General features: G+C 62.2%; 15 protein-coding genes. 3 read left to right on the top strand and 12 right to left on the bottom strand.

Going from position 1 to position 15,726, the window contains the following annotated elements; genetic code table 11:
* Positions 1 to 5 precede the first annotated feature (5 nt).
* From RO069_RS08210 to amrB, 10 genes are all read right to left on the bottom strand, one after another.
* Positions 6 to 2,006 carry a carboxylesterase/lipase family protein gene (locus RO069_RS08210; RefSeq protein WP_328186642.1) on the bottom strand — a complete coding sequence of 667 codons (2,001 nt, stop codon included), beginning with the start codon at positions 2,004 to 2,006 and terminating at the stop codon, positions 6 to 8.
* A 287-nt stretch (positions 2,007 to 2,293) separates the two neighbouring features.
* Positions 2,294 to 2,764, bottom strand: coding sequence for an ion channel (locus RO069_RS08205; protein WP_328186641.1), 471 nt, complete (start codon positions 2,762 to 2,764; stop codon positions 2,294 to 2,296).
* Between the two features lie 16 nt (positions 2,765 to 2,780).
* A complete protein-coding gene (locus RO069_RS08200; protein ID WP_328186640.1) occupies positions 2,781 to 3,833 on the bottom strand; it encodes a DUF2955 domain-containing protein in 1,053 nt (350 codons plus the stop codon).
* Complete coding sequence (locus RO069_RS08195; protein WP_328186663.1) at positions 3,823 to 4,938, bottom strand: HlyD family secretion protein; 1,116 nt, start codon at positions 4,936 to 4,938, stop codon at positions 3,823 to 3,825. Before RO069_RS08195 ends, RO069_RS08200 begins: the two co-directional genes overlap by 11 nt.
* Before the next feature lie 59 nt (positions 4,939 to 4,997).
* Complete coding sequence (locus RO069_RS08190; RefSeq protein ID WP_328186639.1) at positions 4,998 to 6,575, bottom strand: TolC family protein; 1,578 nt, start codon at positions 6,573 to 6,575, stop codon at positions 4,998 to 5,000.
* Positions 6,568 to 7,695 carry an AI-2E family transporter gene (locus RO069_RS08185; RefSeq protein WP_328186638.1) on the bottom strand — a complete coding sequence of 376 codons (1,128 nt, stop codon included), beginning with the start codon at positions 7,693 to 7,695 and terminating at the stop codon, positions 6,568 to 6,570. The genes RO069_RS08190 and RO069_RS08185 overlap by 8 nt, the downstream gene beginning before the upstream one ends.
* A gap of 14 nt (positions 7,696 to 7,709) precedes the next feature.
* Positions 7,710 to 8,225, bottom strand: coding sequence for a hypothetical protein (locus RO069_RS08180; RefSeq protein ID WP_328186636.1), 516 nt, complete (start codon positions 8,223 to 8,225; stop codon positions 7,710 to 7,712).
* A gap of 191 nt (positions 8,226 to 8,416) precedes the next feature.
* Positions 8,417 to 8,809: a cupin domain-containing protein gene (locus tag RO069_RS08175; RefSeq protein WP_328186634.1), complete on the bottom strand. Its 393-nt coding sequence runs from the start codon at positions 8,807 to 8,809 to the stop codon at positions 8,417 to 8,419.
* A 152-nt stretch (positions 8,810 to 8,961) separates the two neighbouring features.
* Positions 8,962 to 9,630 (bottom strand): DNA-3-methyladenine glycosylase I, encoded by a 669-nt coding sequence (locus RO069_RS08170; RefSeq protein ID WP_328186632.1) that lies wholly within the window; start codon positions 9,628 to 9,630, stop codon positions 8,962 to 8,964.
* Positions 9,631 to 9,934: 304 nt separating this feature from the next.
* On the bottom strand, positions 9,935 to 10,738 hold the full coding sequence (gene amrB / locus RO069_RS08165; protein WP_328186630.1) for an AmmeMemoRadiSam system protein B: 804 nt from the start codon (positions 10,736 to 10,738) through the stop codon (positions 9,935 to 9,937).
* 130 nt (positions 10,739 to 10,868) lie between these two features.
* Between amrB and amrS the strand changes: the two genes are divergently transcribed.
* On the top strand, positions 10,869 to 11,963 hold the full coding sequence (gene amrS / locus RO069_RS08160) for an AmmeMemoRadiSam system radical SAM enzyme (RefSeq protein ID WP_328186628.1): 1,095 nt from the start codon (positions 10,869 to 10,871) through the stop codon (positions 11,961 to 11,963).
* 5 nt (positions 11,964 to 11,968) lie between these two features.
* Here amrS and RO069_RS08155 read toward each other — a convergent pair whose 3' ends face one another.
* Complete coding sequence (locus tag RO069_RS08155; protein WP_328186626.1) at positions 11,969 to 12,283, bottom strand: DUF3175 domain-containing protein; 315 nt, start codon at positions 12,281 to 12,283, stop codon at positions 11,969 to 11,971.
* 190 nt (positions 12,284 to 12,473) lie between these two features.
* Here RO069_RS08155 and RO069_RS08150 point away from each other — a divergent pair, with 190 nt between their 5' ends.
* Complete coding sequence (locus RO069_RS08150) at positions 12,474 to 13,022, top strand: glycine zipper domain-containing protein (protein ID WP_328186624.1); 549 nt, start codon at positions 12,474 to 12,476, stop codon at positions 13,020 to 13,022.
* 160 nt (positions 13,023 to 13,182) lie between these two features.
* Positions 13,183 to 14,475: an MFS transporter gene (locus tag RO069_RS08145; protein ID WP_328186623.1), complete on the top strand. Its 1,293-nt coding sequence runs from the start codon at positions 13,183 to 13,185 to the stop codon at positions 14,473 to 14,475.
* A 47-nt stretch (positions 14,476 to 14,522) separates the two neighbouring features.
* On the opposite strand, the gene bla is transcribed toward RO069_RS08145, so the two are convergent.
* On the bottom strand, positions 14,523 to 15,302 hold the full coding sequence (gene bla, locus RO069_RS08140; protein WP_328186621.1) for a class A beta-lactamase: 780 nt from the start codon (positions 15,300 to 15,302) through the stop codon (positions 14,523 to 14,525).
* Between the last annotated feature and the right edge of the window lie 424 nt (positions 15,303 to 15,726).

Raw genomic sequence — 15,726 nt, 5'->3', positions numbered from 1 at the left:
CGGTCTTATTCATTGTCCAGCACCTCCCCCAGGCCACTGTTCACTTCCGCCTCCACGCCGATATCCACGTAGGACTCAGTGGCAGCGTCGTAGACCGGATAGTCGATCTCACCCGGTATGCCGGGATCGCCGGTCTTGGCGAAGTTGATCCAGATGGTGAGCATCCGGTCTATCACCACCGCATCGGTCCCATCGAAGCCGGCGGAGGCAAGGATGTCCGCCGGATCACCGTCCGAGCCGGATACCCCGCTTCCGTTAAGGTCGTCGATTTCCAGGGACTCGCCGGTGGCCGGATCAATCACCAGACCCAGCAGGTAGTGGGTGACCACGCTCTGGGGCATGTTGAACACATAGGCCAGTTCCGCCGCGTGGTAGGCTTCCACGCCCCGGGCACGCCAGCCGGCGGGTTGGTGACTGAACAGGGTGGCGTACATGTCGGAGGTGTTCAGTGGCGCCATCCAGGGGAAGACCTCAATGGCGGTGGCCGTCGGGTCCGGGGTGTCGTTGGTGTTGATGGAGAACATGAACGGCACGTCGTTCTGGTTGCCGTTCTCGAAGCTCGCCCGCTCGGTATAGGGCTGGTAGTGGTTGTCGACGTTGGTGTAGGGCTGCAGTTCCGCGGACGCGGCCACCACCTCGCTCCAGCTGGCGTCGCGCATTTCCGCCAGTGACGAGGCGCCCAGGTTGCTCTGTAGCTGCTCGCCGATGGCCTCGGCATCCGCCAGGCTGCGCGTGTCGGGATAGAGGGTCCCGCTCTGGCTGATGGCCTGGTGGAACAACCCTGCCCCCTGCGGCGAGGCCATTAGCGACAGCACCTTGCGGCCGCCACCGGACTCCCCGAAGATGGTGACGTTGTCCGGGTCTCCCCCGAATGCCTCGATATTGGCCTGTACCCATCCCAGGGCAGCCACCAGGTCCATCTGACCGTAGTTGCCCGAGCCGCCATAACCGCTTTCCGCCGTCAGGTCCGGATGCGCGATATAGCCAAAAGGCCCCAGACGATGGTTCACCGACACCTGTACCACCCCCTTGGTCACCAGGGCCTCCGGGTTGTTGAAGGGTTTGGTGTTGCCGGTCAGGGAGGTAAAACCGCCGCCATGGAACCACACCATCACCGGCAGCCCATCGGCCTCCTTGGGGGTGGTAACGTTCAGGTAGAGGGAATCCTCACTCATGCCCCCTTCCCCGAACTGTTGCAGGGCGGGATTCTGGGCTGACTGGTCGCTCCAGGATACCGCCTCACGCACCCCTTCCCAGGGTTCCAGGGGCTGGGGCGGGCGCCAGCGTAGATCATCGACCGGGGGCTGGGCATAGGGGATGCCGAGGAACTGCCAGGTATCAGCGCTGGCCTCGAAGCCTCGCAGTTCACCATCGGCAGTCTCCACCACCAACCGCGGGCTGATGGACCGGGCAAAGTGCTCGGCCGCATCACTGGCGGCCACCACCGCCCGGGGCCGGGGATTGTTGTCGGTGAAGGCCTTATCGGCTTCCAGGGCATCCACCACCGGCTGCAGGGCAGCGCTGAAATCCTCCGGCGCCAGACTCAGGTCCAGGCTGTCGGCACTGGCCGATACCTCCATCTGGATGGCGTCGGTAATCTGGATGCCGTTGTTCAGGTCGCCGTCGGCGTCCAGCGTCTGCAGGAGCACCAGCCGGTTACTCACGCCGGGGTCTGATCCGTCACTGGCGCCTTCGGTTATATCCACCGGGGTCACCGTGCCGGCACCGGTTGCCGACCCCAGCACCAGGTCTCCGATGGCAAAGGTCAGGGTTTCACCCTCATGGTACTGGAACTGGCCGTTTTCATCGGTAACGGAGGCCTCCGTTTGATCGCCCTCATAGTCCAGCCCCGAGACGGGGCTGTCCACGAAGGTACCGGTGAGGCTGTCGGGTGTTGAAGATCCACCACCGCCACCACAGCCGGTAACGGCGAAAGCTAGGGACGTGAGCGTGGCTACAAACGTCGTACGACGGCACAACGCCGTGTTCGGGTTGGGATAGTTCATGCAGGAATCCTTTATTGTTGTATTCGTCTTTCTTCCTGAAAATCGCCGGGAGATCCGGTTAGCCGAAACGGATCAACAAACGTACTGCATTCAGAGGGATAGGGCCTGGCCGAGGCGCCGGTGTGCGTTGCTGGTCTATCTTCTCCAGGGTTATGTCGTTTATGAGTCAAAATCACTATAGGTCTCATTCAAGGACGGGACAACCCTGAATTGAAAGGATTCAAAAAATTTCCAGTTTGCGCCTGGGCGCCGATGTCATGGCGAATCCCATGTCTTATCCCGTTGGATCAACGGGATCCACGATCGTCTCGGCGCTCTTCAAGAGTCCATTTCTGGGCCGCCAGGGACTCTTTCAGACTGTGTTGCAGCGCCGTCATCACGGCGGCGGTGGATACCCCGATCATTATGACGCCGTTGATGGCTTCCATCGGACCCAGGAGGCGGTGTTGCTCTGACATCACAATGTCCCCGTATCCCAACGTCGCGAAGTTCACGGCGGAGTGGTAGACCGCCACGGACAATGCCTCAAACTCTCCCAGTACCATGAATACCAGGGCCCAGATCGTGCATTGCAACAGGTTGCCAACGACCAGCATGACCATGAAAGCGCAGATAACGCGGAGCGCCGACCAGAATGAGGATGTCGTCGCCACTCGGATATGACGAACGTAATAACGGATTGCCAGCACCAGCAGCACGGCCTGCAACAACAGGCAGGCCGCCATGGTGGATAGCCCGATGATCAGGTTCAGCAGCAAGGGTCGCCCTCCTGTTTCATTGTCGTCGCCTTGCGGCCAGTTCCTTCAGACGTTCCAGCACGATGATCGCCAGCCACGCATAGACCGTGATGGCCACAAACAGGATGAAGCGCATGGCGAATGCCTGTTGCACGTCCTTACCGGAGGCGCTGTCCTGCACCGCCGGCCCAACCAGGATGATCAGTGTCACCGCGACATTCTGCCAGAATGTCGGCGGGAAACGGCTTGCCAGGGCACCGTAGAGCTTCCCGCCAAAAAAAAGGCCGAACAGCAACATCCAGAGGAAGAACATCCAGAGGGTGGGCGCCAGCCTGAGGGCAAACCAGAACACCACCGCCAGCAGACCCGCCAGGAACGTCGAACCGATCAACTCATGACCGGCTGCCCTGGCGCTGATCCTGGAGCCCTGCTGGGCCAGTGTCGCGGTCTTGATAATCGACGCCATGTAGAGCGCGGGATTGGTGAAGGCCAGCAGCACCGGGGGAATAACGATCAGCGTGGTGCGGGCGGCAATCCAGCGAGCCTGCCCCGACGGTTGCTGAGGCGGTACGGATTTCACCGGCGTTGGCGGTTCCGGGAACAGCGGGTACACCAGCCACTGGCACAGCACCGCCACCACAATACCCGCCACCAGTCCCTGGAGTACGGCCACCGCCAGGGCGTATTCCACCAGCCCGGCGGCGGGAATCATGGTGACCCCAATGGTCAGCAATATGCCTGGGAGCACCTTGCCACCACCGACACTGAGGTAGGTGGCGCCGTACAGGCAGACGGCGATCACCAGCACGATGGCCATCGGATAGACGGCAAGGAAGGGAGTCAGGAACAGCCCCAACCCAAGCGCCAGCACGACCAGCATCACCAGCGCAAACAATCCCCTGACAGCCGGCGGCGGCCCCGGTGTTGCCCCCAGGAGTATCGCGAACAGCGGTGCGAAAAATGGAAACGGCAGCGCCAGCCCATAGCCTGCCGCCAGTGCCAGTGACACGGTCAGGGCAAAGCGGAATGTCCGGGTCGCCGCCAGGGGTGGACGGCCCACGTCCATGGGCCGGGCGGTCTCAGTAGGCATAGGTCAGCCAGCTGTTGATGCGGATGTACAGCCGGCCCAGCCAGTCCAGGATGGCGCTCTGGTCGCTGTAGGCAATGACCGTGGCCTGGCCGCCAATCCTCAGTTGCTGCCGGAGTTCGTCCGCCTGGGATGTATCGAATTCGATGATCACCGGGAAACGTTGCGCCTGCCGCAGCCAGTCCCGGTCATTCTGGATGGTGGGCAGGGAACCCACCGGCTGGCTCCGGCCATCACTGACACCGAGGCCGACACTGCGGATTTCCCCGTCGAATATCCGGCCTGGAACAGCGTCCAGCACAATGTCCACCGGCGTGCCTACCCGGATGTGGCCCAGGTTGTTCTCGGTGAACTCGGCATTGATCCACACATCGTGGATGGGGATCAGGGTCAGCACGGGATGGCCGGCGCTGGCGAACTGGCCCGGATCGGCCCGAAGATCGGTAATCATGCCCCTGGACGGAGCCCGGACCAACGTGTTTCGGAGGTCCAGCTCGGCCTTGTTGACGGCGGTAAGGGCGCCCTTCAACAGGGTATTGTTCTCGACGTCATCGCCCCCCATCTGTTCGATGGCCCGCTGGATGTCCGCCCGTGCCGCGGTCACACCAGCCTGGGACTGCTCCAGGGTTGCCCGTGCAATCTCCAGGCGCCGTACGGAGATGGTTCCCGGGTCTTCCGCATACAGGCGCTCCAGTCGACTGGCGTCCTGGCGGGCCTTGCGCTCATTGGCCTGTGCGGCCCGCAGACTGGCGCGGGCCGCTTCCACGGCGGCGCTGCCGGCGCCCATCTGTCGTTCCGCATTCTCCAGTTGGGTACGGGCACTCTCCAGGGCAATCTCGTACTGGGAGCGATCAATCTGGAACAGGCGATCCCCGGCCATCACCTCCTGGTTGTTCCGTACCCACACATCGGTCACCCGGCCACTGACGTCCGGCGCCACACCGACCACGTACCCCTCAATCCTCGCCTGACTGGTGACGGGCGTGAACCGGTCCGCCAGCAGGTAGGCGGCCAGGCTGAGGATAATCACCAGAACCACCAGGAGTCCGCCCTTCTTCACGGTTTTTTCCGGATCAGGGGCCTCGGTGGCGGGCTCCGTCGGAACCATGTCCTGCTCCGGCTCCTGCGCTACTTTTTGTGGTTTTTCGTCTGTCACGGCTGTGGCTCTCACGGGGTGGATGGTGATGGGGCCGCACTACCGGCGGGGTAGCGCACCTCGGGAACGGGTTCATCCAGGATGTTCCCCCAGTCCGTTCGCTCTTCCATGGTCTGGCGAATGTCCGCCGGCAGCATGCGGTCCATGCTCATGGGCATCCAGCCACCGCCCGCGGCCCGGTACAGGTCGACGATGGCACTCACATGGGCGCCGTGGTTGACCAGTTCCCGTTCCGCCTGGGCAAACAGGATGCGCTGGGCATCCAGCACCCGCTGGAAGTCCGAGTAGCCCTCCTGGTAGCGCTTGGTGGCCAGATCCAGGGCCCGTTGTGCCGCCTCGACGGATTCCGTCAGGGACTGCTGGCTTTCCACCGTCTTCACCACCTGGACGGCAGCGTCGTCCAGTTCCCTGGCAGCGCCCAGGACCTGTCCCTGGAAGGCCGCAATGGCCGACTGCAGGCGGGCATCCTGCAGGCGCACGTTGTTGCGGATGCGACCATAATCGAAGAGATTCCAGCTCAGGGCCGGACCGGCCAGCAGGCTGGTGCTGGAACCGCTGTTGGACAGCGTGGACGTGCTCCAGCCGATGCTGCCGAACAGGGAGATCGCCGGGTAGTAATCCGCCTCCGCCACGCCGATCTGGGCCGATTGCGCCGCCACCTGCCAGGCGGCGGAGCGCACATCCGGGCGTCGTAGCAGCAGTTGGGCGGGCACCGCCTCGATGGCCATCGGGCGGACAGGGGGCAGCTCACCCTTGGTGGCCTCCAGTTCCGGAATGGGACCGGGGGGCCGGCCCAGCAGACCCGCCAGGGCGTTACGCAGCCGGATCAGATCCGCCTGTAACAGCGGGATGGTGGCCCTGGTGGCCAGGTATTGGGTCCGGGCCTGCTGCAGGTCCAGCTCCGAGCCCTGCCCCGCCTTGAATATCCGCTCGGTGATCTCGAAGCTGCGGTGCTGGATGGCCGCATTGTGTCGGGCTATGCCGATGCGCTGCAGCGTCGTGCAATAGGCGTAGTAGAAATCCACCACCTGGGCCACCAACAGCACCTGGGCGTCCTGCTGGTTGGCAATGGAGGCGAAGAAGGCGGCGTCCGCCGATTCAATGCCGCGGCGGAACCGGCCCCAGAAATCCAGCTCCCAGCCCACGGAAAAATCCGCCGAATAGCGGGCGAAACTCCGGTCACGGTTCGCCCCACCCGCCTGTTCCTCGTGGATGTAGGTGGCATCGGCACCAATCTGCTGCAACTGGGGATAGCGGCCGCTGTCCGCAATCCCCAGGGTCGCCCGGCTTTCCAGGATGCGCAGGCCGGCAAGTCGCAGGGAGGGATTCTCGCGGCGGGCCTCGGCAATCAGGACCGTGAGCACCGGGTCATTGAACAGCTGCCACCAGAAGCGCAGGTCATCCCCCGTGCCGTCGTCCGCCTGGGCCTGCTGGCCATACAGGTCCGGCTGCCAGTCCGCCAGCCAGTCCACTTCCGGTGGCTGGTAATCCGGTCCCACGGTGGCACAGCCACCCAGCAGCCCCAGCCCCAGCACCACCAGCACACCCCGTAACCGTCGCCATCCAGGCGATGGCACGGACTCAGTCATTACCCTCGGCACTGGTCTGCACATCCGTTGCGGCTTCCTCCGTAACCGGTTCACCGGAGTCCACCCATTCCATGAATATCTGGTAGCCCACCGCGAGCACCACCCCACCGACAAACAGCCCAATCAATCCCCCGGTGATCATGCCGCCCAGCGCCCCGAGCAGGACAATGATCATTGGGGCTTCCACCCCCCGCCCCAATAACAGAGGTTTTAGGACGTTGTCAGACAGCCCCGCGACAAACAGGTAGACGGTGAACACCGTGTTGCTGACCGTGGAACCATCACCGGTCCACAGGTACGCAATGGCCGGCAAGGTGATGATCAGGGCCGGGAGCTGGATGATGCCCGTCAGGAACACAACCAGCGCCAGAACACCGGCCGCCGGAATACCCGCCATCAGGAAGCCCACCCCCAGCAGTAACGACTGAATAAAGGCCACCCCGATGACTCCCGTGGCCACCGACCGTACCGTGGCGATGGATAATATTTTCAGGCGATGCCCCCGGACAGGATCCGTAAAGCGGACGAAGATCCGCTCAAAGGCCTGATCCGCGTGGGGGGAATAGGCCAGCATGACACCGGCAATGGCGATGGACGCAAGGAATAGCAGGACGCCTACGACGCTACCGGCAATCCCTGACAGCGCCCGGCGCGACCACTCACCCAGAGCTTCACGATGATCCTCGGCAAACTGCGGCAGGTTGGCCGACGCCTCGCTCCAGGTGCCGTATACAGCGTTGCCGATCACCGGCCAGTCTGCCACGGTGGATGATGGCGCTTCGATGTGCAGCGCCCCACTCCTCACCCCATCAAGAACTCCGGCCAGGTGATCAACAAAGGAAATCCCCAGCAGCAACGTCGGTACGCCGATCAGCAAGAGCCCGGAAATGACGATAATACTCGCTGCCATGCCCCGATGACCGCCCAGCCGGGCGGCAAGAGCCTCCGTCATTGGCGACAGTGCAATGGCTAGAATGGCAGCCCAGATCACCAGATTGGCAAAGGGCGTGACGATGCGAACACAGACCACCGCCAGGACCAGCACCAGAGCAATCCGGATCAGCGTCTCCAGCAGGTCACGGGTCACCAACTTACGAACGACGGATTCATCAAACGCCATGGATGTTCTCTCCATCACCGGCGAATGCCTTCGCCATTGGTCTTGTCGCTGGCTTCCCGGGATTCACCAAGCCACCGATAGACCCGTGCGACCAGCTCTTCGGCCAGCAGCATGGTGACAATCACCAGTATCAGCACCAGCACGCCATGGAACCGGCCCAGGAACTGCACACTGTCACCGAAGGCAAACGAAATCGCCTCCAGGATCACGAACTTGGAACCGAACAGCAGCAGCCAGGCACTGAAGTAACGCATGAATACCGCAAACCCTCCCTCCATGGCCTTGAACCAGGCCGCCACCCAGTGCTCAATCGCAATGGTCAGGCGCAGGAGAACCTGTAGCAGCACGGCGGCGAACAGGGAGGTGGTAAAGGAATCAATACGGACGCGGTCTGAATACTCGTTGAACAGGTTCAGCACCACCAGATCAATCAGGATGGCCAGGAAATAACGGACAAAAAGCCGCTGTCGGTTATTGACGACCTGTACCAGGACGGGCTCGAAGACGCTGTGGCTGCCTGCCTTCTCCATTGGCGGTTCCCTTCATCACGTATACGAACGCATTGAAAGTGCCTGAGCACCTGCGCAGACAGCCTGGGCCGACCATCTTCATCGAATCCCTGACAGGCGTAACAGGATGTTCTCCCGAGCGGACGATCTTAATTAAAGACAATGTCCGGGGTACTGGCAAGGCAGGATGTTCGCTACGCGGCTCCTCCTGATCAGGCCGGCCTGTGCTCGGTGCCCTCACCCGGGGTGACAAACAGCATACGGGACGATTCATGGGCTCTGGCGGTATGCCAGACATCCGCAGGAACCACCACATAGTCGCCCGGAGTCGTCAGCTCGACTTCCCGGTCGCCATCCGCTGACTCCAGGACGAAGGTCATATGCCCGGACAGCAGGATAACGATCTCGTCACCATGGGGGTGTTTTTCCCAACTGGGCCAGTCCGTGGTGAACTCATGGTAGGAAATCAGTTCACAGCCGCTGAAGCCGTTGTAGTCCCGGTCCAGGCGTTGGTAGAGGGTTCCGTCGCACGGCTCCAGTGTCGCCTTCTTGGTGGCATCAAGGACAACGAAATCCTTCTTCAGTGATGAGGTAAGTACAGGCATGGTTGACGCTCCCTTTCTCGCCGATCCGGCCGGGCCGAATATTGTCAGAGACTACTGTACCGGACGATTCTGGACGGAATCTCCTGGAACAATCAACCGGTTTGCTTCGGCACTACGCCCTCTACCCTTCACCCCATGCCTGAATAACAGCCTCAATCGCCAACCGTGAAAGACAGGATCTTCGAGAGGTGGCTGTAGGGTAATCCGGTTTCCCGGTGCCAGTCGTTGAATGCTGCCTGGGCCTGCATCAACGCCTTTTTTGTGCCCGGTGTGGCATCCAGGAGATTATCCCGGCGCAGGGCCGCGATCACATCCTGTGACAGCACAAACCCGTCCCAGCCCATGCGGCGGAGAAAGTACTGAGCGGTGTTGCCGCCCAGGCGACTGCCATTATGCTTGAACCACAGCAGCAACCCGGCCTGGTCATCCGATGGCCACTGGGCGAGAAAGCGCCCAAAACTGCCCTTGTCCCGGGCCGCGTCCACAATCATCCGGGCGTTCTCCGGCAAGGTGCGGATCTTCTGGAGGTTACGGACGATACGCTCGTCCTTCGCCAGCGCTTCGATCACCTCCGGCGGCACCTGTTGCCAGTACAGGGGCACAAATCCATCAAAGGCGGCCTCGAAGCCCGGCCACTTGTTGTCAATCACCCGCCAGACGAACCCGGCCTTGAAGATGCAGCGGGTGATTTCCGAGAGGTAGCGGTCATCCCCCAGGGCTTCCAGTTCGCCGGGCTCCGCTATCCGGGGTAGCAGGCTTTGCAGTGCTGATTCACCCCCCTTTCGGGCGGCGGCCTGGTCGTAAAGTCTGGAAAACGCCATGGATAATGCTCCGGTGAATGGGTGTCACAGAAGTCCGTTAACGGGACGGAACCGTTAAGGCTGCTCAGGATGCCACAAAACAGCTGCTATGGGCGCGGACCGGAACACACCGCCTCAACGGGATAACGCCCGAACCGCAGCGACAGGGACCGGTAGTCGTCCGGCAGGACCGCCTTGCGTTTCAGGTGGTGGACGGACAAGGACATCAGGCCTCCCCTCAGGAGATGCCCCGAGACAAGGCCCTCCAGGATTGAACCGTACGCCTGCGCCAGCAATTGCCGACGTTCATCGTCCGACAGCATTGTCAGGCGTTCGCGCCAGTCAGCACATAGGCGCCGTAGCCCACCACCCGGTCCCGGGAGCCGGCGGTGTCACCGGAGTTGCAGAGCGCCAGGGTGCGGATGCCCAGCCCCCGCTGTTTCGCCAGGTACAGCAGGCCGTTGACCGGGTTGCGACCGCAGGCATCGTCGTACTGGATATGCTGGTAGTCCAGGGTTTCGATATGGCGGCTGGTCTGTGCATCCTGCTGTCGGGCGACCTCGTAGGGATGGTAGTGGCTGAGGTCGGAACTGATCACGATCAGGGTCTCCTCACCACCCCACAGGCTCTCGAGCACCTCGGCCATGTGCTCCGGTCCCACCTCGCCGACTACCAGGGGCACCAGGGCGAAGTCGTCAAACAGCATCTGCAGGAACGGCAGGTGCACCTCCAGGCTGTGCTCCAGGCGATGGGCGCTGTCGTGGTAGATCACCTGGGGCAATGACTCGATGGTGGCGATGGCCGCCCGGTCCACCTCGACGTTACCCAGCGGGCTTTCGAAGTACTTCGCCGTGGGCGCGCCAATGCCCCGCAAGGGGACCCGGTGGGATGGCCCAAGCAGGACCACCCGGCGAATCCGGTCCCGCAGGTTGGCCAATCGAGCGTAGGCCCGGGCCGCCACGGCGCCGGAATAGGCGTAGCCGGCATGGGGCACGATGATCGCCTTGGGCGGGGGTGCTTCCTCCACCGGTACGGCATCCAGAAACCCCTTCACCATGGTGGTCAGTTCAACCGGATTGTCGGGATAGAACAACCCGGCGACAGCGGTATGACGATTTGTACCGGACATGGTCATTACCTCCTGCCTGTGATGTGGCCCTGTCTCGCTGGTCTTCAGGCCGGGCGTTTTGACACGGGTTCTGACACACACTATAGATGAGGAGTAAGTGCTCTGTAATCGAAGGCGCGGAGGTCTGACCATGGGCGACACTCCCATCCTGCAGGGCCATCCAGGGGGGTACTGGCATTTCCTCGATGACGGCCGGATCCAGTGCGACCTGTGCCCCCGCTTCTGCAAACTTCATGAAGGCCAGCGGGGGCTGTGCTTTGTCCGTGGACGTCTGAACGACGCCATGGTGCTGACCACCTATGGGCGCTCCAGTGGCTACTGCATTGACCCGATCGAAAAGAAACCCCTGAACCACTTCCTGCCCGGCACCCCGGTGCTCTCGTTCGGCACCGCCGGCTGCAACCTGGCCTGCAAGTTCTGCCAGAACTGGGACATCAGCAAGTCCCGCCAGACCGACGAACTGGCCGACCAGGCCAGCCCCGAGGCCATCGCCCGGGCTGCGGCGGCCAACCGCTGCAAGAGCGTTGCCTTCACCTACAACGACCCGGTCATTTTCCACGAGTATGCCATTGATGTGGCCCAGGCCTGCCACGAGGCCGGGGTCCGCTCAGTGGCCGTCACCGCCGGTTATGTCACGGCGGAACCCCGGGCCGAGTTTTACCGACACATGGACGCCGCCAATGTGGACCTGAAGGCATTCACCGACCGGTTCTATCACCGCATCACCGGGGCCCACCTGGAGCCGGTGCTGGAAACCCTGGAGTACATCCACCACGAGACCGACACCTGGCTGGAACTGACCACGCTACTGATACCGGAACAGAACGACTCCGAACAGGAACTGCACCGGATGACCCGCTGGGTGGTGGAGCACCTGGGGCCGGACGTGCCCATGCACTTCACGGCGTTCCACCCGGACTGGAAGATGATGGACACCCCGCCCACGGAGCCGGCGATCCTGGCCCGGGCCCGCCGTATCGCGCTGGAGAACGGCGTTCGCTATGCCTATACCGGCAATGTCCATGATCATGGCGGCTCCAGTACCTACTGCCACCACTGCGGCGACCTGCTTATCGGTCGCGACTGGTACGAACTGGATGATTGGAATCTCACCGACGATGGCCACTGCCTGAACTGCGGCACCCGATGTGCGGGGGTGTTCGACGGACCGCCAGGGCATTGGGGCGCCCGTAGACAACTGGTCCGCCTGCGGGACTATGTGTAGTCGCGTCATCTCCTGCGGGGACGCCCATAAAGCTCCCGCAGTTCGTCCTTGGCCTGATCCAGCCTCTCCCTCTGGGCATCGGACAGTTGGCTACCGGCACGGTTCATGTAGAACGTCAGCATCGACATGGCCGAGCGGTAGGGGTCTGCCTTGCGTCTTTCACTCTGTTCCGCCGAGGCCTTCAAGGAGCGGGCAATCTCCACCGGATCCTTCAGGGAGAATACCCCTTTCTCCAGATCCAGGGCATCGCTGTTACGGGTAACCTTCTGCGACCAGTTGTCCTGTTTGCCTGCAGACCCGGACGATGTCGCTTTTGTCATGGCAGCACCTCCCGTTATCGGGGCACACCTGCCGCTGGCAGCGGCAGTCTCAACATTACCGACTGTTACAACCAGCCTGATCCCTGAGGGTAGCAGAGGATGGAGGCCTGAAGTCGCCGGTAGATCTGCTATCGTTACGTTAGGTTGTGTGTTGTTGCGGAAACTCTGATACACCGTCAGGGGGAATCCTATGGGACGTATCATCGCGGGGCGTATAGACGTCCAGGAACACGCAGAGGAACTCGTCAGTGCCATACAGGGATTGGGCATCAGCCGTAAGAAGGTCTCTGTCTTTTACGTGAACCCCGATGGCCAACATCAGCTATTACCCATGGGGGGCGACAAGGACCATTCCCCGGGCACTTCCGCATCCGGCAAGGGCGCCTGGATCGGAGCCGGGGCCGGGGCTGCTGCTGGCGCCGCCGTGGGCTCGATTGCCGGACCGGTCGGTACAGCCGCCGGCGCCGGTGTCGGTGCCTATACCGGATCATTGGCCGGCGCCGTGGGTGAAACCGACAAGACCGCGGAATCGGCCGACAAACCCGCCGGCGGATCACGCATCGCCGATCGTCAGGCAGGGCTGCATGTGGCGGCCGAAGTCAGCAGTAGGTGTCGTCAGGATGTGGTGGCACTGATCCGTCAGTACGAAGGCGAGCAGATCGAAGACACTCCGGGCCGTATCGAGGATGGCGAGTGGGTCGACTTTGACCCCACCCAGCCGGTAAACCTGGCCTCCTGAGAACCAGCGCTCATCGGGGATGCCATCCGGCAAACTCACTCCGGCTCCATCCGTAATGCCGACCGGCTTCCCTTTTTGTTCCGGTGCTTCATCCCCACAGCCCTGACAGGGGCCAATATCAGGCCCTTTCTGACACTTCATCAACCGGGACGGAAGACGGATGCAGAGAACCATTGTCAGCCTGTCATCACTGATCCTGAGTATCATCCTGCTCATCATGGGCAATGCCTACCTGATGACCCTGCTCGGGTTAAGGCTCAGTATCGAGGACTTCAATGCCAGCGTGATCGGCTGGATCCTGGCGTTCTATTCCATCGGCTTCGTGGCGGGTACGCTCTATGCCGGTCGGATTATCGAGAAGGTGGGCCACATCCGTGCGTTCGCGGTACTTGCTGCGGTACTGGCCGCCTCGATACTGATCTACCCGATGCTGGTGCAGGCGGGCCTGTGGGGCGTCCTCAGGGCGGTGGGCGGTTTTGCCATGGCGGGCCTGATGATCGTGATGGAGAGCTGGTTCAGCAGCCGGGCCGACAACCGCAACCGGGCCAGCCTGTTTGCCGTCTACCAGATCATCTTCTTCCTCTCCACGGCTGGCGGCCAGGTGCTGATCCGGGTAGCCGATCCGGCAGGCTTTGTCCCCTTCTCCCTGGCCACTATCCTTGTTGTGCTGGCGCTGACTCCCCTGTCCATGACCCGCCGGGAGTCCCCCACCATTACCCAGGGTGAGCGGCTGTCCCTGCCCAAACTGTATCGGAAATCCCCCACCGGTACCCTGGGCGCCCTGATCGCAGGGCTGCTGATCAGCGCCTTCTATGCCATGGGCCCGGTCTATGCGGACCGTATCGGTCTTGACCTGAACCAGGTATCCAACTTCATGGCCGCCGCCATCATAGGGGCCATGATCCTGGCCTGGCCCATCGGCCAGTTGTGCGACCGTTTTGACCGTTACCGGGTGATGCTGGTGTCCGCGGTAGTCGCCGCCCTCTGCAGCGTGGCGGCGGCCATTATTGGTGGCATGAACATGGTGGTGCTGGTGTTTTTCGTGGGCCTGTACATGGGCATCAGCGCAGCCATCTACCCCATTGCCGTCGCCATCACCAACGACCTGATGGAAACCCACCAGATCACCGCCGCCAGCACTGCCCTGCTGCTGAGCTACGGGCTGGGCAGCATTATCGGGCCCCTGGTCAGCGCCCTGTTCATGGATTTCCTGGGCCCCCGGGGCCTGTTTATTAGCAACGCCCTGATGCTGGGAGGCCTGGTTCTGTTCATGGTGGCCGGACCGAAGCGCCGCCATCCGACGGTGGAAGAGCAGGAGCAGTATTACACCACCATGCCGGAAGCGGCGCTGGGTATGGAGGAGCTAGACCCGAGGAATACCGGGTTCGAGGAAACGGCGGACACCGATGGCGCGGAAGATCCGGAACAGACGACCGGGCGGGACAGGGATTAGTCCCCCGCGCCCGCCAACGGCTCTGCCGGACGGCTGACGATGACTTGCTATTCACTCTGCACAATATTGGTCACCAACCGCCCTACCTCGGCGTGCACCGCGCTGCGGGCATCGTTCGATTGGTCGGAACCGGAGTAGTAGGCCGCAATCAGGACCGGACCGGCATCCGGTCGCCAGACAATGGCGACGTCATTGCTGGCGCCATTGGCCCCGCTGCCGGTCTTGTCCCCTACCGTCCATTGCGGGTCCAGGCCGGCCCGGAGCTTGCTGTCCCCGGTGGTGTTGCGGATCAGCCAGTCATGCAGCTGTTCCCTGGACCCGGTGGACAAGGCCTCACCCAGCAGTACCGTTTCCATCAGGCCCAGCATGGCGACAGGCGTTGTGGTGTCCCTTTTATCCCCTGGCAGGTTGGTGTTCAGGCCCGGCTCGTTCCGGTCCAGCCGGGACACGGTGTCGCCCTGGGAGCGCATGTACGAGGTCAGCCCTGCCGGGCCGCCGATAGTTTCCAGCAGTAGGTTGGCGGCGGTGTTGTCGCTGTAACGGATGGAGGCATCGCTCAACTCGGCCACTGTCATTTCTCCCTCGTGCAGGTGCTCTTTCGCCACCGGCGCGTAGGAGAGGATATCGCTGTCGTCGTAGCGAACCGGGCGGTCCAGGGTCTCCTCACCCGCATCCACCCGGGCCAGGACCGCCGCCACCAGTACCCACTTGAAGGTGCTGGTCATGGCGAAGCGTTCATCAGCCCGATACCCGAACCGCCGACCGGTTTCCGTATCCAGAACCGCCACACCCAGGCGGCCACCATGGGTGGACTCAAGGATTGCCAATGACTGCTGAAAGCGGTCGTTCGCAGACGTGCGGACTTCGGCACAAGTCACGTCAACGGTTAACAACAGAGCCACGAGAGCGGCTAGCAGTTCAAACGGGCGTCTTCGTTGGGTCGTTGCGCTTACCATTGATGGATATCCTCGGCTTTGGTGGGAACAGGCAAAGCGAAGGATACCTTGTGATGGACAAGCAAAGACGGTGGAAGCATGACAAATTGTGGCGAAATATGGCGAGCTTGTTGAGGACGGATAGCCGAACCACAGACTATCGTCTGACTGAACAGATCGGCTCCCGTGGTCTATTCTTCTAGACACGCTGGTCGACGAGCTCGCCCCGACAGCCACACCGCAATCCCACTGTCACCTGACTGCGGTATAGCTGTCCAGGGTGACTCACTCCAGTCCCCCAACCCATAACACCGAT

The organism is Marinobacter sp. OP 3.4 (genome assembly GCF_036224885.1).
Classification (GTDB): domain Bacteria; phylum Pseudomonadota; class Gammaproteobacteria; order Pseudomonadales; family Oleiphilaceae; genus Marinobacter.
The sequence above is the reverse complement of the archived record's forward strand: the minus strand, read 5'-3'. Positions and strand labels throughout refer to the sequence as shown.

Excerpts from the sequence above, each read along its gene's own strand:
- RO069_RS08210 (WP_328186642.1), bottom strand. The coding sequence starts at position 2,006 with ATGAACTATCCCAACCCGAACACGGCGTTGTGCCGTCGTACGACGTTT.
- RO069_RS08200 (WP_328186640.1), bottom strand. The coding sequence starts at position 3,833 with ATGCCTACTGAGACCGCCCGGCCCATGGACGTGGGCCGTCCACCCCTG.
- RO069_RS08195 (WP_328186663.1), bottom strand. The coding sequence starts at position 4,938 with ATGGTTCCGACGGAGCCCGCCACCGAGGCCCCTGATCCGGAAAAAACC.
- RO069_RS08190 (WP_328186639.1), bottom strand. The coding sequence starts at position 6,575 with ATGACTGAGTCCGTGCCATCGCCTGGATGGCGACGGTTACGGGGTGTG.
- RO069_RS08185 (WP_328186638.1), bottom strand. The coding sequence starts at position 7,695 with ATGGCGTTTGATGAATCCGTCGTTCGTAAGTTGGTGACCCGTGACCTG.
- RO069_RS08180 (WP_328186636.1), bottom strand. The coding sequence starts at position 8,225 with ATGGAGAAGGCAGGCAGCCACAGCGTCTTCGAGCCCGTCCTGGTACAG.
- RO069_RS08175 (WP_328186634.1), bottom strand. The coding sequence starts at position 8,809 with ATGCCTGTACTTACCTCATCACTGAAGAAGGATTTCGTTGTCCTTGAT.
- RO069_RS08170 (WP_328186632.1), bottom strand. The coding sequence starts at position 9,630 with ATGGCGTTTTCCAGACTTTACGACCAGGCCGCCGCCCGAAAGGGGGGT.
- amrB (WP_328186630.1), bottom strand. The coding sequence starts at position 10,738 with ATGTCCGGTACAAATCGTCATACCGCTGTCGCCGGGTTGTTCTATCCC.
- amrS (WP_328186628.1), top strand. The coding sequence starts at position 10,869 with ATGGGCGACACTCCCATCCTGCAGGGCCATCCAGGGGGGTACTGGCAT.
- RO069_RS08155 (WP_328186626.1), bottom strand. The coding sequence starts at position 12,283 with ATGACAAAAGCGACATCGTCCGGGTCTGCAGGCAAACAGGACAACTGG.
- RO069_RS08150 (WP_328186624.1), top strand. The coding sequence starts at position 12,474 with ATGGGACGTATCATCGCGGGGCGTATAGACGTCCAGGAACACGCAGAG.
- RO069_RS08145 (WP_328186623.1), top strand. The coding sequence starts at position 13,183 with ATGCAGAGAACCATTGTCAGCCTGTCATCACTGATCCTGAGTATCATC.